General features: G+C 52.9%; 16 protein-coding genes and 2 tRNA genes. 6 read left to right on the forward strand and 12 right to left on the reverse strand.

All coding sequences use genetic code 11. The features are described 5' to 3' along the window. Positions 1–355: 355 nt before the first annotated feature. Both KO088_RS08210 and KO088_RS08215 read left to right on the forward strand, forming a co-directional pair. Positions 356–2,920: a carboxypeptidase-like regulatory domain-containing protein gene (locus KO088_RS08210; protein WP_215494330.1), complete on the forward strand. Its 2,565-nt coding sequence runs from the start codon at positions 356–358 to the stop codon at positions 2,918–2,920. Between the two features lie 20 nt (positions 2,921–2,940). Further along, positions 2,941–3,765 (forward strand): GLPGLI family protein, encoded by an 825-nt coding sequence (locus tag KO088_RS08215; protein WP_215494331.1) that lies wholly within the window; start codon positions 2,941–2,943, stop codon positions 3,763–3,765. Between the two features lie 22 nt (positions 3,766–3,787). On the opposite strand, the gene KO088_RS08220 is transcribed toward KO088_RS08215, so the two are convergent. The 12 genes from KO088_RS08220 to KO088_RS08275 form a co-directional block, all read right to left on the reverse strand. Then, positions 3,788–3,964, reverse strand: a complete 177-nt coding sequence (locus KO088_RS08220) for a hypothetical protein (RefSeq protein WP_215494332.1) — start codon at positions 3,962–3,964, stop codon at positions 3,788–3,790. 581 nt (positions 3,965–4,545) lie between these two features. Next, on the reverse strand, positions 4,546–4,926 hold the full coding sequence (locus tag KO088_RS08225; protein ID WP_060935570.1) for a plasmid mobilization protein: 381 nt from the start codon (positions 4,924–4,926) through the stop codon (positions 4,546–4,548). Between the two features lie 806 nt (positions 4,927–5,732). Beyond that, on the reverse strand, positions 5,733–6,068 hold the full coding sequence (locus KO088_RS08230; protein WP_215494333.1) for a hypothetical protein: 336 nt from the start codon (positions 6,066–6,068) through the stop codon (positions 5,733–5,735). A gap of 135 nt (positions 6,069–6,203) precedes the next feature. After that, entirely contained in the window at positions 6,204–6,680 is a 477-nt protein-coding gene (locus KO088_RS08235) for a DUF1896 domain-containing protein (RefSeq protein ID WP_215494334.1), read from the reverse strand. Between the two features lie 33 nt (positions 6,681–6,713). Continuing rightward, positions 6,714–7,940, reverse strand: a complete 1,227-nt coding sequence (locus KO088_RS08240) for a site-specific integrase (protein ID WP_215494335.1) — start codon at positions 7,938–7,940, stop codon at positions 6,714–6,716. 309 nt (positions 7,941–8,249) lie between these two features. Further along, a tRNA-Ser gene (locus tag KO088_RS08245) sits at positions 8,250–8,334 on the reverse strand. A gap of 107 nt (positions 8,335–8,441) precedes the next feature. Beyond that, a tRNA-Arg gene (locus KO088_RS08250) sits at positions 8,442–8,515 on the reverse strand. A 229-nt stretch (positions 8,516–8,744) separates the two neighbouring features. Beyond that, positions 8,745–9,443 (reverse strand): YjjG family noncanonical pyrimidine nucleotidase, encoded by a 699-nt coding sequence (locus tag KO088_RS08255; protein ID WP_215494336.1) that lies wholly within the window; start codon positions 9,441–9,443, stop codon positions 8,745–8,747. Positions 9,444–9,488: 45 nt separating this feature from the next. Further along, complete coding sequence (locus KO088_RS08260; protein ID WP_060936048.1) at positions 9,489–9,710, reverse strand: hypothetical protein; 222 nt, start codon at positions 9,708–9,710, stop codon at positions 9,489–9,491. Positions 9,711–9,848: 138 nt separating this feature from the next. Next, on the reverse strand, positions 9,849–10,436 hold the full coding sequence (locus KO088_RS08265; protein WP_215494337.1) for an outer membrane beta-barrel protein: 588 nt from the start codon (positions 10,434–10,436) through the stop codon (positions 9,849–9,851). Positions 10,437–10,530: 94 nt separating this feature from the next. Continuing rightward, positions 10,531–12,351, reverse strand: coding sequence for a DEAD/DEAH box helicase (locus tag KO088_RS08270; protein ID WP_215494338.1), 1,821 nt, complete (start codon positions 12,349–12,351; stop codon positions 10,531–10,533). A gap of 190 nt (positions 12,352–12,541) precedes the next feature. After that, on the reverse strand, positions 12,542–13,171 hold the full coding sequence (locus KO088_RS08275) for an SIS domain-containing protein (RefSeq protein ID WP_215494339.1): 630 nt from the start codon (positions 13,169–13,171) through the stop codon (positions 12,542–12,544). 671 nt (positions 13,172–13,842) lie between these two features. Between KO088_RS08275 and KO088_RS08280 the strand changes: the two genes are divergently transcribed. The 4 genes from KO088_RS08280 (at position 13,843) to KO088_RS08295 (ending at position 19,587) form a co-directional block, all read left to right on the forward strand. Further along, complete coding sequence (locus KO088_RS08280; RefSeq protein ID WP_215494340.1) at positions 13,843–16,284, forward strand: hypothetical protein; 2,442 nt, start codon at positions 13,843–13,845, stop codon at positions 16,282–16,284. Between the two features lie 129 nt (positions 16,285–16,413). After that, positions 16,414–16,860: a Holliday junction resolvase RuvX gene (gene ruvX / locus KO088_RS08285; protein WP_215494341.1), complete on the forward strand. Its 447-nt coding sequence runs from the start codon at positions 16,414–16,416 to the stop codon at positions 16,858–16,860. A gap of 21 nt (positions 16,861–16,881) precedes the next feature. Then, entirely contained in the window at positions 16,882–17,448 is a 567-nt protein-coding gene (def, locus tag KO088_RS08290) for a peptide deformylase (protein ID WP_215494342.1), read from the forward strand. Positions 17,449–17,511: 63 nt separating this feature from the next. After that, the gene (locus KO088_RS08295) at positions 17,512–19,587 is read left to right on the forward strand and encodes a tetratricopeptide repeat protein (protein WP_215494343.1); all 2,076 of its coding nucleotides are present in this window, start codon (positions 17,512–17,514) and stop codon (positions 19,585–19,587) included. Positions 19,588–19,606: the final 19 nt, after the last annotated feature.

Genomic DNA, 19,606 nt, shown 5'->3' on the forward strand with positions numbered 1-19,606 from the left:
GCATACACAGAATATCTTGGAGGCTATGGCATACAATCTGAAGCGTATGCCTAGGCTTCTTGTGCTCCAGAGCACCAAATAGCCCAGAAAAGCCCCCTCTCGGGAGGATGATCCTCCCGGGAAGGGGGCAAGGGGGAGGTGCAGGTATCCCACTTCTCAGCCTAAAGATCCCAATTTTCGAGGCAAGAAGGTGCAAGCTGTGAAGAGATGGCCTTGCGCAATGGTCTCCATATATTTGCCCCGTAATAGTATTGTTAATTCCACGTTAGCGATGCGATACCGAAACACCTACTCAAGCCCACTTGGTAGCTCATGCTATGTACTGAGTCTACTGGTCTCCCTCTGGAAGGGGGGAGTGGGGTTACTCGGCCTTATCGGCCTCAGCCTTACCCTCGGGGCACAGAGCTCCATCAAGATCCGAGGGGTCGTCCACTCAGGCAAGGAGCCACTCCCTAGAGTCTCTATCACCCTCCTCTCCGTGACAGATAGTACCATCCTTAGCTACGCCCATACGGATGCTGGAGGGCAGTTTGAGCTCACTGCAAGCGGCCAGCTCACTCAGGCTATTGTGTCGGCTCGCTGCCTCGGCTACAAGACCTATACCCAGCGTCTCACACTCCCCACGGCGCACGAGCTAGATATTGATCTCAAGGAGGATACCTATCTCCTCAAGGAAGTCTCCGTGCAAGCTCCACGGGTCTGGGGAAACCAAGATACCATCAACTATAATGTCGCTCGTCTAGCGAAGGCCACTGACCGCAGTATCGGGGATGTCATCCGCCGTATCCCAGGTATGCGTATGGAGGGAGGCCTGCTCAAGTACCAAGGCAAGCCCCTAAAGCAAATCAATATCGAGGGGATCGATCTGACCCAGGGGGGCTATGAGCTGATCACGAGCAATATAGACGCGAGCGACATCTCCACCATACAGGTGCTGGATAACTACCAGGGCATCAAGGCGCTGGTAGGCAAACGCTCCTCGGATGATGTCATCCTCAACCTCAAGCTCTCGCCCAAGAAGCGTGGGATCTGGGGTGTTTCGCTTGACTTGGGTCTTGGCTATGGTGATGGGCTTGAGACCAATAGCCGGATCAGGAGTAACTACCTTGCCCGGAGAGCGCAGTTCCTCGGCGTGGCGTATGTCGATAACTCAGGCAGGCAGTACTACGAGAGCTCCTTTGGCGTGCAGAGGGGTGGCTCGAGGGAGGAGCACATCTTTGCCCGCATAGATAAGCCCGCTACCCCCAACCTCCCCCCATCATACTATACAGACAATGTGTCGCTGATGGCCAGTGGCAATAGTGCCTTTGTCCTCTCGGATAGTAGCCAGCTCAAGCTGCAGGGGAGCTATCGGTATGATAAGATTCGCTCCGAGGGCTCTTCGCAGGCTCGGTATGGACGCCCCTCCTCCCCGCTCCTCCTAGATGAGCGCATCGAGCATCTACTACGGCAGGGGAGCGCCTCGACCAGCCTTAGCTATGAGAAGAACTTGCAGGGCTACTACCTCAAGGATCAGCTTCGTGCGAGCGCCTCGCAGAGTAGGGCCTCGGGGACAATCGCCCTCAATGGACTAGCAACCCCTCAGCGTCAAGGGCTAGATGCCCTGCACCTGAACAATCAGATGCACTTCATCAATGGCCGTACACGTCTCCCGATAGAGTTTATCCTCACCCAGCGGCTTACGACCTCAGACGAAGACTTTGAGACAGCCAATAACCAGCAACTGCAGCAGGTGCTCCCCACACTACACAGTATGATCGGGCAGCGGGGATGGTTCACAAGTCTCTATACGGACAATCGCCTTAGGATCCTCAACCTCCCCCTTGTGCGCTACTGGACGTATAGCCCTCAGGTCTTTGCCTCGTACCAGTGGCAGAGCCTATCGAGTAGCCTACTGGAGCGCACGGGCAGTAGCTATGATCGTATCCTGCGTGTAGGTGTGGAGCAGACCCTAAGCTATCTACGTCAGAAGTATTCCATAGATCTAGCTCTCCCCGTCATCTACCAGCTCCGACGGACAAGCTCGGATCGTCTAGCAGGCCTCCTCATCGAGCCTCATCTCAAGGTCAAGCTAAGCTTAGGACAGCACTGGGGTCTCCAGTTGGCAGGTAGCTATGCACATACGGAGCCGAGGATCCGTGATTGGTATCCCGACCCCGTCCTAGAGAGCTATCGTAGTCTGACGGTCGGGACACCTAGGCTATTCAGGGAGCAAACAGCCACCATAGAGGGGCGGGTAGACTACCGAGACATCTTTTCGTTCCTGTCGTCCTCTCTGAGGGCGAGGCAGAGCATGCACTACAAGCCCTTTATCCAGATGCTACTCCTCGGTGAGGACGGAGGACGCTATGAGCTCCTAGCGCACAAGCACCATACACAGACCTTCTCGGGGGTGTGGTCGCTGAGCAAGGGATTTACCTGGACAGGCCTAGGGATCGACCTCGACCTAGGCTATACACACCATCTAGGGCAGGTAGCCTATCAGGGGACGATCACGCCCTATAAAGTACATACCCAGAGCGTGCGACTAGCCCTGAAGGCCAATCCCATCAAGGAAATCCTCCTGGACTACAATGTCTACTATGGGCGTAACTATACCTCCCGATTCGCCTCTCGCACCGAGATCGATAACCTCCTCTCCGAGACCGCACAGATAGGAGTAGCCTTTGGGAAAAACATATTCTGGGATATCATCCTAGAGCATAATCATGTCAGCTCCTCCAGCGAAAAGACCGATGTCCTACTCCTGGACAGCCAGCTCAAGTGGAGCGGCTCTCGAGTAGAGGTGGGCTGCGAACTGAATAATCTGCTGGGCATGCAGGCCTATCACAGCATCCAGCGCCTATCCTACGCTACCATCCAGCACAGCTATCGTCTACGTCCTCGTGCGGTGCTCGTGAAGGTCTCATTCAAGCTCTAACTACTAACTATAGATATAATATGAAAGCCATTAAACTCATACTCCTAGGAGTATCCCTATTCAGCATCCTCCCCCTCGGGGCACAGGTCTTCGACAAGCCTCGCTCGCTCGCTGAGGCTGATAGTCTGGATCGGGTGCAGTATCGTGTGCTCTACCAGCTAGACTTCATCTCTGATCCTACTGATCGGGAATATGTCACTCAGGATCAAGTGCGCTTAGACATAGGGACACAGATCAGTAAGGTGTATAGTCTGAAACACTACCAAGCAGACTCTGCCGCCACGCCCTTGATCGATACTGGTCAGTTTCCTCGGAAGATCGTGACAGATGTTGTCCCGCCGATGATCCTCTACCGGGGCTATCCGAAGACGCAGGATATTACCACTGACTACCGCCTGCCTGCTGGAGCCCCTGTGATGAGCTATGTAGAGCCTAAGCCTACCCTACAATGGCAGGTGAAGCCCGAGAAGCGGGAGATCCTCGGACATAGCTGTCAGAGGGCAGAGGTCTCCTTTGGGGGGAGGCAGTGGATCGCTTGGTTTACATCAGAGATCCCACTCTCTGAGGGGCCGTACAAGTTTGGGGGACTACCCGGGCTGATTCTAGAGGTCGCTGACAGCGAGGGGGACTATCGGTATACCTGCATAGGGATCGCCAACCTCTCCGCTGGGGAGAATATCGTCCGCTGGAAGTGGAACCAGCGCCCCACGACGAGGAAGGAGCTAGAGAAGATCATCGTCCAGCTCTATGCCAATCCCGAACAAGCTATCAAGGCCCTCGGAGGACGAATGGGCTTCAAGGGTGATCCTATGCTCAACCTCCCATACAACCCCATAGAGAAGTAAAGCCATGAGCACTCGGCAGGTCTTATACATCGCACTCCTCGGTCTCGGCCTCTAGGGCTGCAGGACGCCCCGAGGGATGCTTCAGGCGAAGGAAGGGCAAGCCCCGATCACTCCTCGCCCGCTGTCTGAGATCCAAGTGATAGATCATATCGCAGTCAGGGATCGAGATGGGATGGCTAGTTGGGAAGAGGATGGGCATACCTATGAAGCTGATATGGGGTGGGTAACACGACTCAGCATCACCGATCACCTTCCAACACTGTCGGGAGTAGAGACCCTCCGGTATCTGGATGGGGCATGGGCGAGTTACCTCAATGAGCGACTGAGCCGAGTAGGTATACGGATCGAGAAGGTTATCCTCAGCGTCTCGAATCACCTCATCGTCTTTCGTGGCTATGAGGCTCCGAGCCGTAGACGTATCGTGGACTGTCTGATAGCCCCTCATTCTCAAATCCGTCGTGTAGGAGTCGGTATGTAAGAGAGGCCGATACATTGAGGTTACTTCAGTATTTTTGGTACTCTGAGTTTGATGTATTCTAAACACCCCCTATTCCTTGATCAGATGCTTGAGCTTAGTATCGCTCTTGATTCACTCCATCTCGCATGCGACAAGGCTTAGGATCTCTTGCTTCATGCACTTATAGCCCGCTTCGATGGTCTCGCTGAGACTATCGGAGAAGTCTTCTTTTCAAGGGTCTCTGCAATGACGGGGGGGCTTGGGCTCGGTAGCTAAGCGACCTTGGTCATACAGAAACTTTATCATACACGGACGCTTAGCGTTTATCGCTTCTGATAATCTAAGGTTAGCTCAATAGCCTGTTGCTCTAGGATGATCATTTGCTGAGGGTATTGCTCTGATTTTTGAAGTATGATCTGTGCCGTCTTGATTGATTGATAGCTGTTGATAGCCTTCACTGTTTGGTTGTAGAGGATGCCGATCTTCTGAATCAGTGCTGTGATGTTGGAGAGTTTTCGGTAGTATTCGACGGTGGATTTATCTTCGGTGATGATCTTAAAGCTCTTGTCTAGGAGTCGATCGCGTACAAAGTCTGATTTCGTTTTGGCTCCTGATTTATGAAAGAGGGCGATAACTGTCTCTTGCTCTTTGGTGCTGGGCAGTCGGGTATCCCATCGGTCCCAGCGATCTATCCTTTTGCACATAACTCTTGGTGTAGTAATTACGACTTCGGAGTGATTCTCTCCCCTCTTGGGGCAAGGGTCTTTGTCGGCAAAACAATAGTTTGTCGGACAAAGACACACCTTGCCAGTATCAAGAATGGATGCTTCATAGCTTCGCTCTATCCCTCTGTCTCTCGATTAATTAATTTCTCGAGACCTCGAGATCTCGAGATGTAATCCTCGCGATAGCTTAAGTGATATCCCGTTTACTATCTCGCTCGTGATAGGAGCTGATTCATCACTCACACTCTCGATATGCATAGCGCTTGGGTTAAGGACATCCGCCTCCGAGTCAAGTGTATTGAGCTTTCTCTTTCTCTTCAACACTCATCATCCCCACAGGACACGTGCTCCATTCCCCGAGTTTATGCGGTAATGGGAGGAGGAGCTATCTCCTTTTCCTTTCATCGAAGGTGTGGTATTTACGTTCTGCTTATCCATAGTGACATTTTTTTTATGCGTCCAACGATCGGAGTATGCTGATTCCTTTTTCGAGCAAGGCAGAGGTAGCGGGGCGATGGCGGACACAAGGTTTGGGGGGGGGAATACAACCTGGAGCCCCTGGGGCGGAAGTGTGGAGATTTTCCCTGCCAACCGCAGGCACCGACCTTGGGGTAGCCCAAGCCCCGTCCTACCTTTGCGAGGGAAAAGAAACAGCATCCGTCGCTTACGCATCAAGTGGAGCGGCTGGATGAGAAGCAGAAGTGCAAAGCCTATAAGTAGAAAGTAAAAAGGTGGCTAGCTCCTAAGAGCCAGCCACCCGTCTAGAGTATGAGGAATCATCCTTGCTAAAGGATGCAGATCAGGATCGCCACGAAAATGGCTAGCCAGAAGAGGAAGCCGAGGATGGTGAAGGTAACTTGTAGGATGGTTCGTACTACGAAGCGTAGCAGGAGGAAGCCCGCTATGACACCTACAATCGTTACGACCTGTGGAGTGACGACTCTTGAGATGAGGTAGACGGCAGCTACAACAAGTGTCAGTAGAAGTGCCAGCTCAATGATACGTCGCCAGTCAACGAAACGGGAAGGAGATACCTGCCCCTTCGTCTGCTTGTCGGGAGAGGCCTTACCCCTGATGAAGAGGGGGCTGTGTGGATCGTAATTCATTGCTTGAGTATTCATATCTGGGGGCATTCTTGAGTTTCAAGAGCAGGGACAAGATGCTTCGCGACACAAAGGGCAAGGGTGCTTGCCCCTTGACGTGTGGAGCGGAGCGTATATCTTGGCTCTTGATACTCGAGTGTCCCCAGTGGAATCTTACTCTTGAACGTATATCTCAGCCTTGTCTACGATGGGCAAGTGATTCTCCTCAATGAGCAGGACGATGGTACCTGTCAGCTCGGTGTAGAGTAGCTCATACTCACGACTTCCGTCAAAATCATCGCGGAGATCATACTTTGAAAAGACCGCTTGAATGGACTTGTTGCCCAGGAGGATGGGGGCGAGCTTACGGGGGAGGGGCTCGGGAAGCTCTTCGGAGAACTCCTGCTCAAGGATGGAGACGAGGGTGTCATACTTGGAGAAGTGGAGTCCCTGATAGAGGATCTCGCTGGCCATTGCCTCCGCTTCGAGGTGCGAGAAGCCCTGGGCTACGCTATCGCAGTAGGTGGAGAGGGCTAGGTCTGCACGAGCACTGATGAAGGTGCTGTCGGCCATTAGCTCGGGGTGATGATCTCTGAGGTAGCCTTCCAGCTTGAGTCGGAAGTAGGAAAGCTCTTTCTTAGTCTGATTCATAATGGGGCTTTTGTTAAGGGGGAGAGGATAGGCTTAGAGGCCCATGGCTTCGTTGAACTTATCGAGCTTGCCCGCTAGCTGCTCCATATCGTGCTCGATCTTCTTGCTGGTGATACGGGCATAGATCTGCGTGGTCTTGATGTTGGTATGCCCCAGCATCTTTGAGACGCTCTCCATCGGTACACCTTTGCTGAGCGACATCGTCGCAAAGGTATGGCGGGCCAGATGGAAGGTGAGCCGCTTCTGCAACCCGCATACGTCAGCGATTTCCTTGAGGTAGGCATTCATCTTCTGGTTGGAGAGAATGGGGAAAAGCTTACCGTCTTTGGAAGTCGTACTAGGGCTATACTTCTCGATGATGGCCTTGGGTATGTCCAGGAGGAGGATGTTACTCTCTACTCTTGTCTTCTTTCTCCGCGTCATGATCCATGTCTTTCCATTCATAGTAACGAGGTGTTCTCTTCTGAGGTTTGCGACATCAATATAGGCAAGTCCAGTGAAGCAGGAGAAGAGAAAGAGGTCACGGACGAGCTCAAGGCGAGGGATGGTCAGCTCCTTGTTGGCTATCTTCAGGATCTCCTCATCGGTGAGGAAGCCTCTGTCTACAGGGGTGAGGTGGAAGTGGTGATCACGAAAAGGATCTTGGAGGAGATAGCCCCGCTTTAGGGCATAGATAGTGACGGTCTTCAAGGTCTTCATCTTCTTGACAGCGGTATTGTAGGCACATGAGGCCACTGTCGTGAGGTATAGCTCGAAGTCTTGGATGATGGCAGGCGTGAATTCCATCAGTCCGATGTCCTTACGCTTATACCTGTGTATTAGGAACTCGAAGAAGTGTTTACGTAAGACGCTGTACTTCTGCAAGCTCTCCTTGCTGATGGTGTGCCCCACGCGCTGACGGATGTCATCGATAAACTTGTCAAAGACAGGGAGAAAGGTGCTGAACTCCTGGATTTGTCCGAGGTAGGCGGAGCGGAGCTTGTCAAGCGAGATCGTTTGGTCGTCTTGGTACTTGTGGTAGAGGGAGTGGAGGTTGGCTGAGATGGCATCTAGACTAGCATTGACAGCGAGGGCTTCTGAGGAGCGCCCCTTCTGCCGGCTGGTCCTGTTGTTCCATTGTGCCTTGTCTACGAAGATCTTCGTGGAGCCAAGATTGCTCATTGCTCCTCCGAGGAAGATGCGTAGCATGACGGGCGACTTGCCTTCTTTGTTCTCATAGTTAGAGCGTAGGTAGAAGGACACCTTGACCGATTGTCTCATAATGCATCATTCGTTAGTGTAGCACGTGCTACAAAGTTACTTACTTACACATTGAATGAGAGTACGTTGCTGCCTTCAATTAGCCCTTCATTTAGCCGTCACTGCTACACTAATTGCTACGTCTAATTTTGTGTAGCAGTTTCTGTAGCAGAATTTGACCGATTGATGACGATTAGACCCTAGGGGTAAGCCGTCAGGTCTATGGCCTGTATACAAAAAAATCGTTGTAAGACCGTGTCCTACAACGATTTCCTCTTGTTTTGAAGGCTTCTCTAACGACCATTTTGCAGTCACTTTGAAGCCTCTTTGCGGAGAGAGAGGGATTCGAACCCCCGGTACCTTGCGGTACAACGGATTTCGAGACCGCCACATTCGACCACTCTGCCATCTCTCCTATGATCGATTATAAGAAGAGGAGACTCGCTCCATCCTCCTAAGATCGCTGCAAAGATACGCATTCTTCTCGGTTCGCAGAAACGAACTTGAGGAGCTATGCGGATGTGACCCAGGAGGGACTCAAACCCTCGACCTTCAGAACCGGAATCTGACGCTCTATTCAACTAAGCTACTGAGCCATTTGGATGCCAGTGCCACCATCAAGAGTGCGTGAAATCCCGCTTGCATAGTGGCATTGCCAGCGCAAAGATACGAATTCTTTAGACTCCTTTGTGAGCTGCGAGAGGGATGATTTCGTAGCGTAATAAAGCAACTTCCCCCGACGGATCTACGGATCTACCGGGGGAAGTTGCTTTCGTTGAGAGGCAAAATGCTAAAATGGGGGGGCGAGAAGCCTTGCCATGGGGCTTATAGGAAGGTCTTCACTTCGCTCAGGCGCTGGATGACATAGTTTAAGGGAAGGCTTTCGGGTACTGGAGCTGCGTGGCTATTGTACCAGCAGCGGTCGATACCACTGCGAAGGGCACCCGTCATATCGGCCTGAAGGCTGTCTCCGATGAAGAGTACTTCATTGGGGGCTACACCACTTCGGCGCATGGCTTCCTCAAAGAAGGCTTCGGAAGGCTTCTCTGCTCCGATATCATCCGAGACAAAGAGGTCGGAGAAGTAGTGTAGGATCCCTGCGACCTGCAGGCGTGAGCGCTGCATGTCGAGCATACCATTGGAGGCTACATAGAGCTTATAGCGCTCACTGAGATAGCTGAGTGCTTCAGCGGCTTCTGGCTCCAGGATAGCTTCTTCGTGGAGCTGCTGATGGAAGAACTTCCCGAAGGCATCGGCATCAGCGTCGATGGCGAGTGCGGCTAAGAGACGGTGGAAGATCGTGTCGTGGATCTCCTGTACGGTGATCTGCTGGCGCTGCTGCTGCGTCCAGAGTACATCGCCGATCCAATAATAGACTTCGTAGTAACTGGGCTCGTATGTAATGCCCATAGCTTCGAAGGTCTTCCGAAAAGCTATCTCAGCTGAGGGACGGAAGGTCAGAAGCGTATTGTCAATATCGATGAAGAGCGCCTTGTACGGGCGCTCCATAGCAGTCTTATGCATGTGAGTAAAGGTATATAATATAGGCTGGGGACTTCGTGGGGCTACTTACTTTCGCTTGTCGTCACGGCGTGAGAGTACGAGGAGCTTCACGTAGTAGATGACGCGTATGACGATAGCTGCCATCCCGAGGCTCTGGAAGAGTAGGGGATAGGTGCTACGACAGGCAAAGAAAGCAACGATAGAGCCGATGGCCAGTACGAAGAACCACAGCTGGAGGATGAAGTCAATGCGGTCACCCTTCTTAGGGCGGGAGGAGCTTGTATTCATATATTATATAAACCTGATGTAACTCGTGCGGTTCACTCCCATACATTATATATAGGAGGAGAATAAGAGTGCAGGCCCTCCCGCCTCCTTCATCGGGGCGGGAGGGCCTGCAGTCTCTAAGAGAGGATGGAGGGCTTCTTAGAAGCGCAGACCGACACCGAAATAGAAGGAAGCGTTCTTGAGGCTCGCTTCACTGGCCTTCTGCTTGTAGATGTTCGTCAGACCGATGTCCGAACCCAGTCGGAAGTACAGGCTGCTGAGGTGAACAGCGACCGAAGCATTGACGCCCGTTTCGAAGCGCTTGAGGCCACCATTCTGGAAGTCGAGGAGGACATCCTTAGCGGTAGAGCTGGAGGAGACACCGTAGGAGAACGATGGTCCCCCTTCGAGCGATACAGCTAAGCCACCGAGGCCCAGACGCAGACCGAGGTTGACGGGTACGCTCAGATAGTTCAGCGTCGTCGTCTGGTCGCCCAGCTTACTCCCGTTCTGCTGGAAGGCGATACCAGGAGCGATATAGAGCGGACCAAGGAGACCGACTTCGACAGCCCCAGCGACGCGGAAGCCTGGACGAGTCTTGTAGTCCTTGACAGAGTAGCCACTAGCGTCCTTTACGATATTCGTGGAGAAGTTCCCCGCGACTTCGAGACGGGGATGGACTCCCTGAGCTTGCACTGCGAAGGTGCTGGCGAGCAGCGCAACGGCTGCGATGATCATCTTCTTCATAATTCGTTCGTATGTATTAAATATACAGCGGTAGAAAGCCTATCTACCATGATGTATCTATAACGGAGGGAGGGACTATAGATGATATACACGCTTACCAGCGGTTCTTCTTCTTGCCTCCCTTTGAGCTCTTACCTCCCTTGTATTTGTCGAAGGCACCCTCGCTGCTCTTACTCCCCTTGCGGTAGGACTTGCGCTCGGGAGCAAAGTCTTGATTGCGACGACTGCGGCGTTCCTTCTTGCCATCACCACTCCCCATAGCATCAGCATAGTCGACTGCGATACGGCGGCCATCGACCTCGTAGCTACTCATTGAGCGGATGACCTCCTGAGCATCAGCTTCCTCGACTTCGAAGAAGGCAAAGCGTGGGAGTAGGTCGATCTTACCGATCTTCACGCGCCCAGGGACGCACTTATTGACCAGCTCAATGAGCTTGTTGGGGAACATACGGTCGAGCTTACCGAAGTTGATGAAGAGGCGCTTCATCCCCTCCTCAGCTACGGCATTGCGCTTGTCACGCTTCTTGCCTTCCTTGCCTTCGCCCGAGAGGCGGCCCTTGTCATCGGCCTCCTCGATCGCCTCTTCGCTCTCGTAGTAGTCGAGCAGGCGACGGTGCTCGAGGAGCATCAGTCGGCGTACAAGCTCCTCTCTGTCGATCCAGTCGAGCTTACGGACCAGCTCGGGGAGCACGGTGTCGAGCGTCGTATCCTCGGTGAGCTCGACACGCTCGATGCGGTCTGCCAGGTGGAAAAGCTGCTTTTCGCAGATAGCCTGACCCGTGGGGAGGTGCTTACGCTCGATGGTGGCATGTGAGATGCGCTCGATGTCACGCAGACGGCCACGCTCACGGCTGTGGCAGATAGCGATGGAGATACCCATCTTCCCTGCACGTGCTGTACGACCACTGCGGTGGGTGTAGCTCTCGATGTCATCGGGCAGGCCGTAGTGGATGACGTGCGTGAGGTCATTCACGTCCAGCCCGCGAGCCGCCACGTCAGTCGCGACGAGGAGCTGGAGATTGCGGATACGGAACTTCTGCATCACGTAGTCACGCTGAGCCTGCGAGAGCTCGCCGTGCAGGGCATCAGCATTGTAGCCATCACGGATAAGCTGATCGGCGATCTCCTGAGTCTCACGACGCGTGCGGCAGAAGATGATACCGTAGATATCGGGGTAGTAGTCGGCGATACGCTTCAGAGCAAGGTACTTGTGGCGTGCCGATACGACGTAGTAGTAGTGACGGATATTCTTATTCCCCTCGTTCTTTGTCCCGACGATGATCTCTTTGGGCTGGTGCATGTAGGAGGCAGCGATGGAGCTGATCTCACGGGGCATCGTAGCGGAGAAGAGTAGGAGGTGACGCTCCTTAGGTACTTCGGCGAGGATCGTCTGGAGGCTCTCGGAGAAGCCCATCGTCAGCATCTCGTCAGCTTCGTCCAGGACGACCGTCTCGATGCTGTCGAGGCTGGCTGCACCACGCTCCATGAGGTCGATGAGACGACCTGGGGTGGCAACGATGACCTCTACACCGCGGCGAAGTGTGCGTATCTGTGCTTCAATGGATGAGCCTCCATAGACGGGGAGGATACGTACTGAGGGGAGGTACTTGCTGTAGGCCGTGAGGTCATCAGCGATCTGCAGACAGAGCTCGCGGGTAGGGCAGAGGACGAGGGCGCGTGGTGTAGCGACGCCATCGTTGGGCTGAGCCTGAAGGCTTCGCTCTACGTTCTGCAGGAGGGGTAGGCCAAAGGCAGCCGTCTTCCCCGTCCCCGTCTGGGCCAGGGCGATGAGGTCAATGGGGGCACCTAAGAGGTAAGGGATCACTGCCTCTTGCACAGGCATAGGCTGTTCATAGCCAAGCTCACGAACGGCTTGGCAGATAGGGGCACTTACCCCTAATTCTTCGAATGTCATCTAATGTAACTGATAAGTAAGCATCCGTCCGCCCCGTGAGGGGTAGAGGGACAATGGACGTATGCTCTACGGTGAAGTCCATCAGCCTGACCTCGATGAGTGCATACATAAATCATAAAATAGAGTGTGGGTAACCCATCGGAATGCGTCCAGCTCTCCCGAGCTGTGCGTGGGCGCCCTGCGGTGGAGACTACTTCTTCTTCTCTATCTCGGGAGAGACGAGCTCGCGGCTCTTGTCCCCGAGGTAGCCACCATGGTGGCGCAGTGAGTAGTCGTGGTAGGTGAAGCCGATGCGTTGCATCACGCTCACTACCAGGAGGTCACCGAGCACCGTCATCACGGTTGTACTCGTCGTAGGCGTCAGCCCCAGAGGGCATACCTCTGCGGGATTGCCCGTGGAGAGGGTGACGTCGACGAGCTGAGAGAGCGGACTCTCGCTATTACCCGTGATGAGGATGAAGGGTAGGCGGGGATACATGCGCCGTGTGAGGGCGACAAGCTCCAGTACCTCGCGTGTCTTGCCTGAATTGCTGATCAAGAGCATCACATCACTCTCACAGACCATCCCCAAGTCGCCATGCTGTGCTTCGCTCGGATGGAGGAAGTAAGCGGGCGTCCCCGTAGAGCTGAAGGTCGTCGCGATGTTGTGAGCGATCTGTCCAGCCTTCCCCATACCCGAGGTGATGAGGCGACCACCACCCTGATGCACGTGCTCCAGGATCAGGCGGATAGCTGCTTCGTAGTCATTGTCTTGTGGGATGGTACGCAGTGCTTCGATCTCAGCGCTGAGGATCTCCGGGATAGTATATTGCTTAGACATGTCGCTCGTGGCAAAACTTTTTCTCTTCCACAAAGATACGTCTTTCCCCCGAGAGAGGAGCTGTCCTCCTACGGCTTTTAGATAGTGGGTATTCCACTTGATCTGTGTTACGCCGATGTGATTCGCTATACGAAGAGGTTATCTTACAGCGTTTTATAAGTGAATGTTGCACTGCAGTACTACTTAGTGGTGGTTTGTTTCTGCGAAGGAAAAGCTGGAGACAGCCGTGGAAAGCCCTCCTATGAGTACGAGTAAAAGTAGCGGACGAGTGGCTGATAAGCTTGGTCTACGTACGTGGTCCTTAGATCCACGTACGTGGATTTTAGGGTTTTTGTACCTGGTCTTTACGACTACGTGCATAGATAGAGAAATCCCACTACGGGAAGCTGCTTTTTCCTTCGCAAGAATGCCGCTTATTTTAAGGGTATTTAACGTGTGGTGTCTATAACTTAATAGTTACTGTCTATTGGAATGCGTTTTTGGATCATAGTATCTTTGTGCACGAATTGGATTTTTGTGCTTCTGAGCCTTTAGGCTCGGAAAGCTACTGTTACTCTACGCCCGTATGGGATTTACTAAATGTCGCTGGGCACGTAGTGAGCATCAAGCTTCACTCCCACAGCTCAGCACTATGCTATGTCTGAATTAAAATCAAATTTATCCTTGATTGTATGTTGAAAAAACTTCTCTTATTTGCTGGTCTCTTCGGCACCCTCCTCGCTTCTTGTCGTCAGGAAGATGGTGATCGACTGGCTCATAATTCTGCTACATCCGAAGGCCCGGGTGTAGAAGTCATGCTTGACTTTGGAGCCGAACAGTTCCGTGATACCTCCTCAGAGCAGGGGCAGAAGACCCAGTCAGGTCGTGCCTTTGACTACGTCGTCTACGATGAGACGAACGGGGGTACTACGACGACTTCCTCTCACCTTGACCTCTCCTCAGTCAAGGGGGATATTAAGGCTACCGTCATTCTTCGCTCGACGGATTCTTCTCAGCCTGTCACGGTCGGTGAGATCACGATGGAGCGTCGCACCTCTTATCCTGATGGCTCTGCTGTCCCCGCCGACCGTGTGTACCTCCACACAAAGCCTGGTGGCTCACCTGTGACTGCGACGGGAGGAACGGACTTCACTAAGGGGAGTTGGAGTGTAGCACTGGTCATAGGAGGTAAGCGCAATAATCGCACCCTGGCCTTCGACCCCAATAACCTGGAGTCGGTGAAGTACTCCAATGATGTACAGTCTGACCAGGGTATTGATCGCTTTAGTGCTCAGAATAAGTGGAACCTCAAGGGGATCACGAAGTCTACTAAGGGAGATAGCTATACAGACGAAGAGAAGGTGACGCTCGACGTCCCCTTCTTCTCACAGTGGATCACTCTGTCAGACGCAGACTTCGTTAATAAGGCCGGTGGCAACAATGCTATCATCTTTGGTAGCCGCTTCACCCTGCGCCCTCAGGGGACGCTCCTGCGACTTGAGATCCAGAATCGTGACTTTGCTCCTATCAAGCTGGCCGGGATACGTATTCTAACGAATATGCTTGCCTTCCGAGGTAGTTATGACCTCTCGGATGATAACATCCGTTCGTCAAAGGACCTCGCTTCCTCGTGGACTGGTCTCCGTCCTGATGGGAAGGCTATTATTGATTCAGCAGCCGCTAACTATGGCTGGCCGCTGGCTTTCCCCAACTACGCAGACTTCTGGTTCAAGGACAAGGAGGAGATCGCTACGGGGGCTAAGTCTGCTAAATACTACCTCATCTGGGCTATGCCACAGACAGTAGAGACTACTGGTGCCACTACCAATGTAGGGCGTACTAAGGAGCAGAGCCGTGGTGGTATCATGCACGTCCTCCTCTATGATGCTAACCGTACGGGAGCTGAATATAATCAAGAAACGAGTCTTGATCAGACAAGGGGAGAATCATGCCTACCCAAGGCTCTTATTCGTAAGCCACTCTTAACCCGCAATTTCCCTGCGGGAGCCTTCCGACTTTCTTCTTCTGAGCTCAGTGGTCAGACTCTACGCCTGGTGGGAGCTCAGACTAAGATTCACACCTTCCTTAGCTTTATGGAGAAGGAGGATACGGGTGATTATCATACATATGATGAGGTTGCTACGACAAGCCTCGGTGCGGATCAGGTATTGCCAGTCCTTCATAAGTGGGCTTCTATCTTCCCAGGGAAGCTCCCCGATAATCCCTATAAGGACTCAAGCTCTGGTAACTTTACTTATAGACACTACCTCTACTCGCGGGATAACAATAATACCGTCCCAAAGAGTTTCAACTCTAATAAGTATGGTCCTATTAAGCTCCCTCCAAGAGAATACGAAACCCAAGAGAGATTTCCATTGGTCTTGACAGGGGATATAGAGAAATATACTCCAGAGGCAGCTACGGGGCTCTCTACGGCCATATCAGGTAAGGCTCGAAATATCGCCCCAATTAGTATCCCTAAGGATATGCAGATCCCTTATATTGTTGGTGATGTAGAGAAGGCTCCTCTATACAAGACCGATGCTCCGAATGAAGGCTTGTACTTCTCGACTTATTACTTTACCAATAATCTAGTTCGAAATAATGCTGGCCCCCGAGATGCCTATATGCTCGTTGGGTGGGGGGAAGGACAGCAGTTCCTGACGGCAAATGCCTATAAGTTTGATATGGATAATCAGAAGCTGCATATCTATTCCCGCTACTTAGGTCCTGCTTATCACCGACCTTATTATGGTGGTTGGAGTACCCTCTACTCTTGGGACGTTTCATGGTATATCTGGAAGACCGATCGTCCTACTCGAAAGTTGCTATATATACCTGAGGTAGATGATACGCAGCGTGAGCTGACCCTTGGTGGATATAAGTACGATGGTGTCCGAGAAACGAATGTAAATTCGGACCATGGCTCAAGCAACTCTCTATTCTATTGGATTCATAGTGCGGGCTCTACACCAAGTTGGCTCTACTTCTATGGTGAGAGTATCTCTGGTAATCGTGGTCCGCAGGGCGTGGGAGCTGTCGCTAATGCGAAGGGTGAGGCTTACTCCACTGCAGACCAAAGCAAGCTGAAGGCTTATATCCGCCTCTTCTCTAAGAAGCCTATCGCTAATTAATCTCACATAGGATAAATATCATCTGCTGGCTCCCTCTCCTCTCATCGGAGGGGGAGTCAGCTTGCTTTAGGTCGGTAACGAGCTTGCGACGCATAGAGCAGGTAGTTTTCCGTATCTTTGCCCGAAACTATGGGACGAATACTCGCTATCGACTACGGACAGAAGCGCTGCGGTGTCGCAGTCACGGATCCCCTCCAGATTACCCCGGGGGGGCTCGGGACGCACCCGACACATCAGCTCCTTGCCTTCGTCACAGACTACGTACAGCGTGAGTCTGTGGAGCGTATCATCATCGGCTATCCCCGTCAGATGAATAATGAGGAGTCTGCCTCGATGAGGTATATCCGTCCCTTTGTAGAGAAGCTCCGTAAGGCCTTGCCCTCTGTCCCTATTGAGTATCAAGATGAGCGCTTCACCTCGACTCTGGCGCAGCGTGCTATACGTGAGGCTGGGATTGGCAAGAAGCGCCGTGAGCAGGATAAAGGGCTCGTCGACGAGGTCAGCGCTGTCATTATCCTGCAGAGCTACCTTGAGAGCCGTGATGGTCTTGGGGCAATTCATCTACCATTCAAATAATATCACCTAATCATCCCTACGATGAAGCTACCTATATATATATATGGACACCCCGTCCTGCGTGAGGTCGGGCAAGATATTACTGCCGACTACGAAGGCCTGAGTACCCTCATTGAAGATATGTGGGAGACCATGTATTTCTCTGATGGTATCGGCTTGGCTGCCCCTCAGATCGGGCGTGCCATCCGCCTCTTTGTCATCGATGCCGATCCTATGGCAGAGACGTTCCCCGAGTGCAAGGGGCTCAAGCAGACCTTCATCAATGCTCGCATCGTCGAGAGTAGTGAAGAGACCCTCGCAGAGAATGAGGGTTGCCTCAGTATCCCTGGTGTCAATGAGAAGGTCACGCGCCCAGCGACGATCACCATTGAGTATCTGGATGCAGACTTCCAGCCCCATCGTGAGACTTACACGGGCTTTGCCGCTCGTGTGATCCAGCACGAGTATGACCATATCGAGGGCGTCCTCTTCATCGATAAGATCGCGACGATCCGTAAGCAACTCATCAAGGGTAAGCTTGCTAATATGCAGAAGGGCAAGGTGTCGGCACACTATCGTGTCGTCACCGCTCCACAGAAGCGTAAGTAATCCTCAGGCTACTGGGCTCCTCGTGCCTCAGCCCTCACTCCTACACTACGAGATAGACGACGTATGAAGAAGTACACACTTGCGGCCCTTGCCCTCCTCCTATCTGCCTCTACGCTACGTGCGCAGATCGATGTCGAGCAGGCGCTTTCGATCGGACGCAATGCGATCTACTTCAATGACTATATCGTCTCGATGGGGTACTTCAATCAGATCATCGGCTTGCGCCCTTGGATGGCCGAGCCTTACTTCTATAGGGCTGTGGCGAAGATCAACCTTGATGACTACGCCGGTGCTGAGGCTGATGCCTCACTGGCTCTTGAGCGTAACCCGATCTTTCCTCGTGCCTACCTCCTGCGTGGCATCGCTCGCTTCTCGCAGAAGGAGTATACGCCCGCAGTCGAGGACTTCCGTCGCGGTCTTGAGCTTTCCCCACGAGATGTGGGCCTTCAGTACAATCTATCCATAGCCCTACTGCAGGATAAGCAGTATGCGGCGGCAGATAGTGCAGCCCAGCGCCTGCTGGAGATCGATCCGAAGAACAAGGATGCCTATCGCATCTTGGCACAGTCAGCTCTTGAGCGAAAAGATACAGTTAGTGCTACACGGCAGGTGGACTATCTGCTGGCGAAGGACTCAACCTACCTGCCAGCTCACCTCCTCCGTGCCCAGATAGCAGCCGAGCGCAAGGACTATAAGACGAGTATTCGTGCACTGGATCGGGTGTTGGCTCAAGATGCAGGTGATGCGAATCTCTATGTCAATAGAGCGATCATGCGCTATCACCTCAATGACCTGCGAGGGGCGATGAGCGACTACTCCGAGGGACTACGCCTCGAGCCGAATGACCGTGCAGCCCTCAACAATCGTGCGCTACTACGCACGCAGGTAGGGGAGTATAGCTTGGCTATTCAGGACTGGGATAAGCTCCTGCAGCTTGAGCCAGACCACTACATCGCGCGCTACAACCGTGCACTCCTACATCTTCGCTTGGGGAACCTTCGCTCTTCCTTAGAGGATCTCAATATCGTACTCAAGCGCTATCCCATCTTTGCCGAAGGCTTTATGGCTCGTGCTGAGGTGCGCCGTAAGATGGGTGATGTCAAGGGAGCTACACGCGATGAGCTTCATCTCTTTGACCTGCAGAATAGCAAGAGCTATCGCAATCGTGCCGCCTCTGCTTCTCGCCCCACTAAGGACGGTAAGGAGACGCGTAGCCGCGAAGATGAAGCGATCGAGAAGTACAATATGCTTGTTGAGACGGCTCCAGAGCCGGTTAAGGACAAGCCCAGATATACCAGCCAGATCCGTGGTCGTATCCAGGATCAGGAGACGCAGATGACGCCTCGTCGTGACCTGACGCTCTCTTACTTTGCTGAGATAGATAAGGATGGGAACCAGGGCCAGGTCTACTTCGCTTCACTATTAGATCGTCTCAATACGCAGCGCCTGCATCAGGATAAGCGTGCCCCTCGCCTTGTGCTCCGTGAGCAGGGGAGTAGCCTAAGTATGGCAGAGGTCGAAGAGGTACAGAAGCATCTCAGCCAGCTGAATGCTCAGACTGAGAAGACTGCGCAGCTCTCCTTCCTTAAGGGCATTGATCACCTCCTCCTGCAAGATCTTAGTGCAGCAATATCAACCCTTACCGAGGCTATAGAGCGTGACCCATCATTTACTTTAGCCTACTTTGCTCGCTCCATCGCGTCACTTCGTCGGAGTGAGGCTGAGCGTGGGCGCCCTGTTGAGCAGTCTACTCCTTCTACACCTCAAGTCCGAGCAGCTGCTACGGGGGGTAAGGGCACTACACCTACAGAGCTCCCCCTACCTACGTCTACCCCAACGAGAGTCGTCGAATACTCCCCCTTGGCTGATCTCAATCAGGTCATTGCTCAAGCTCCGACATTCGCCTTTGCCTATTATAATCGGGCGAACCTGTATGCTAAGACGGGGGATGTAGAGCGAGCAAAGCAAGATTATACCAGGGCGATTGAGCTCAACCCGCTCTTTGCCGAAAGCTATTTCAATCGAGGTCTTCTCTACTATTCCGAAGGGAAGGTGAAGGAGGGTACTCGCGACCTCAGTCGTGCCGGTGAATTGGGGCTCTACAAGGCCTACAGCCTCATCAAACGCATGAATAAATAGGCGTACCGTAGGGGAGTAC

The organism is Porphyromonas bobii (assembly GCF_943169685.1).
Taxonomy (GTDB): Bacteria; Bacteroidota; Bacteroidia; order Bacteroidales; family Porphyromonadaceae; genus Porphyromonas; species Porphyromonas pasteri.

Bases quoted from the DNA above. Each gene is read 5' to 3' on its own strand.
- KO088_RS08230 (WP_215494333.1), bottom strand. From the start codon at position 6,068: ATGAATACTCAAGCAATGAATTACGATCCACACAGCCCCCTCTTCATC.
- KO088_RS08280 (WP_215494340.1), top strand. From the start codon at position 13,843: ATGTTGAAAAAACTTCTCTTATTTGCTGGTCTCTTCGGCACCCTCCTC.
- KO088_RS08275 (WP_215494339.1), bottom strand. From the start codon at position 13,171: ATGTCTAAGCAATATACTATCCCGGAGATCCTCAGCGCTGAGATCGAA.
- KO088_RS08255 (WP_215494336.1), bottom strand. From the start codon at position 9,443: ATGCATAAGACTGCTATGGAGCGCCCGTACAAGGCGCTCTTCATCGAT.
- KO088_RS08265 (WP_215494337.1), bottom strand. From the start codon at position 10,436: ATGAAGAAGATGATCATCGCAGCCGTTGCGCTGCTCGCCAGCACCTTC.
- KO088_RS08295 (WP_215494343.1), top strand. From the start codon at position 17,512: ATGAAGAAGTACACACTTGCGGCCCTTGCCCTCCTCCTATCTGCCTCT.
- def (WP_215494342.1), top strand. From the start codon at position 16,882: ATGAAGCTACCTATATATATATATGGACACCCCGTCCTGCGTGAGGTC.
- KO088_RS08270 (WP_215494338.1), bottom strand. From the start codon at position 12,351: ATGACATTCGAAGAATTAGGGGTAAGTGCCCCTATCTGCCAAGCCGTT.
- KO088_RS08240 (WP_215494335.1), bottom strand. From the start codon at position 7,940: ATGAGACAATCGGTCAAGGTGTCCTTCTACCTACGCTCTAACTATGAG.
- ruvX (WP_215494341.1), top strand. From the start codon at position 16,414: ATGGGACGAATACTCGCTATCGACTACGGACAGAAGCGCTGCGGTGTC.
- KO088_RS08260 (WP_060936048.1), bottom strand. From the start codon at position 9,710: ATGAATACAAGCTCCTCCCGCCCTAAGAAGGGTGACCGCATTGACTTC.
- KO088_RS08215 (WP_215494331.1), top strand. From the start codon at position 2,941: ATGAAAGCCATTAAACTCATACTCCTAGGAGTATCCCTATTCAGCATC.
- KO088_RS08235 (WP_215494334.1), bottom strand. From the start codon at position 6,680: ATGAATCAGACTAAGAAAGAGCTTTCCTACTTCCGACTCAAGCTGGAA.
- KO088_RS08220 (WP_215494332.1), bottom strand. From the start codon at position 3,964: ATGCCCATCCTCTTCCCAACTAGCCATCCCATCTCGATCCCTGACTGC.
- KO088_RS08225 (WP_060935570.1), bottom strand. From the start codon at position 4,926: ATGTGCAAAAGGATAGATCGCTGGGACCGATGGGATACCCGACTGCCC.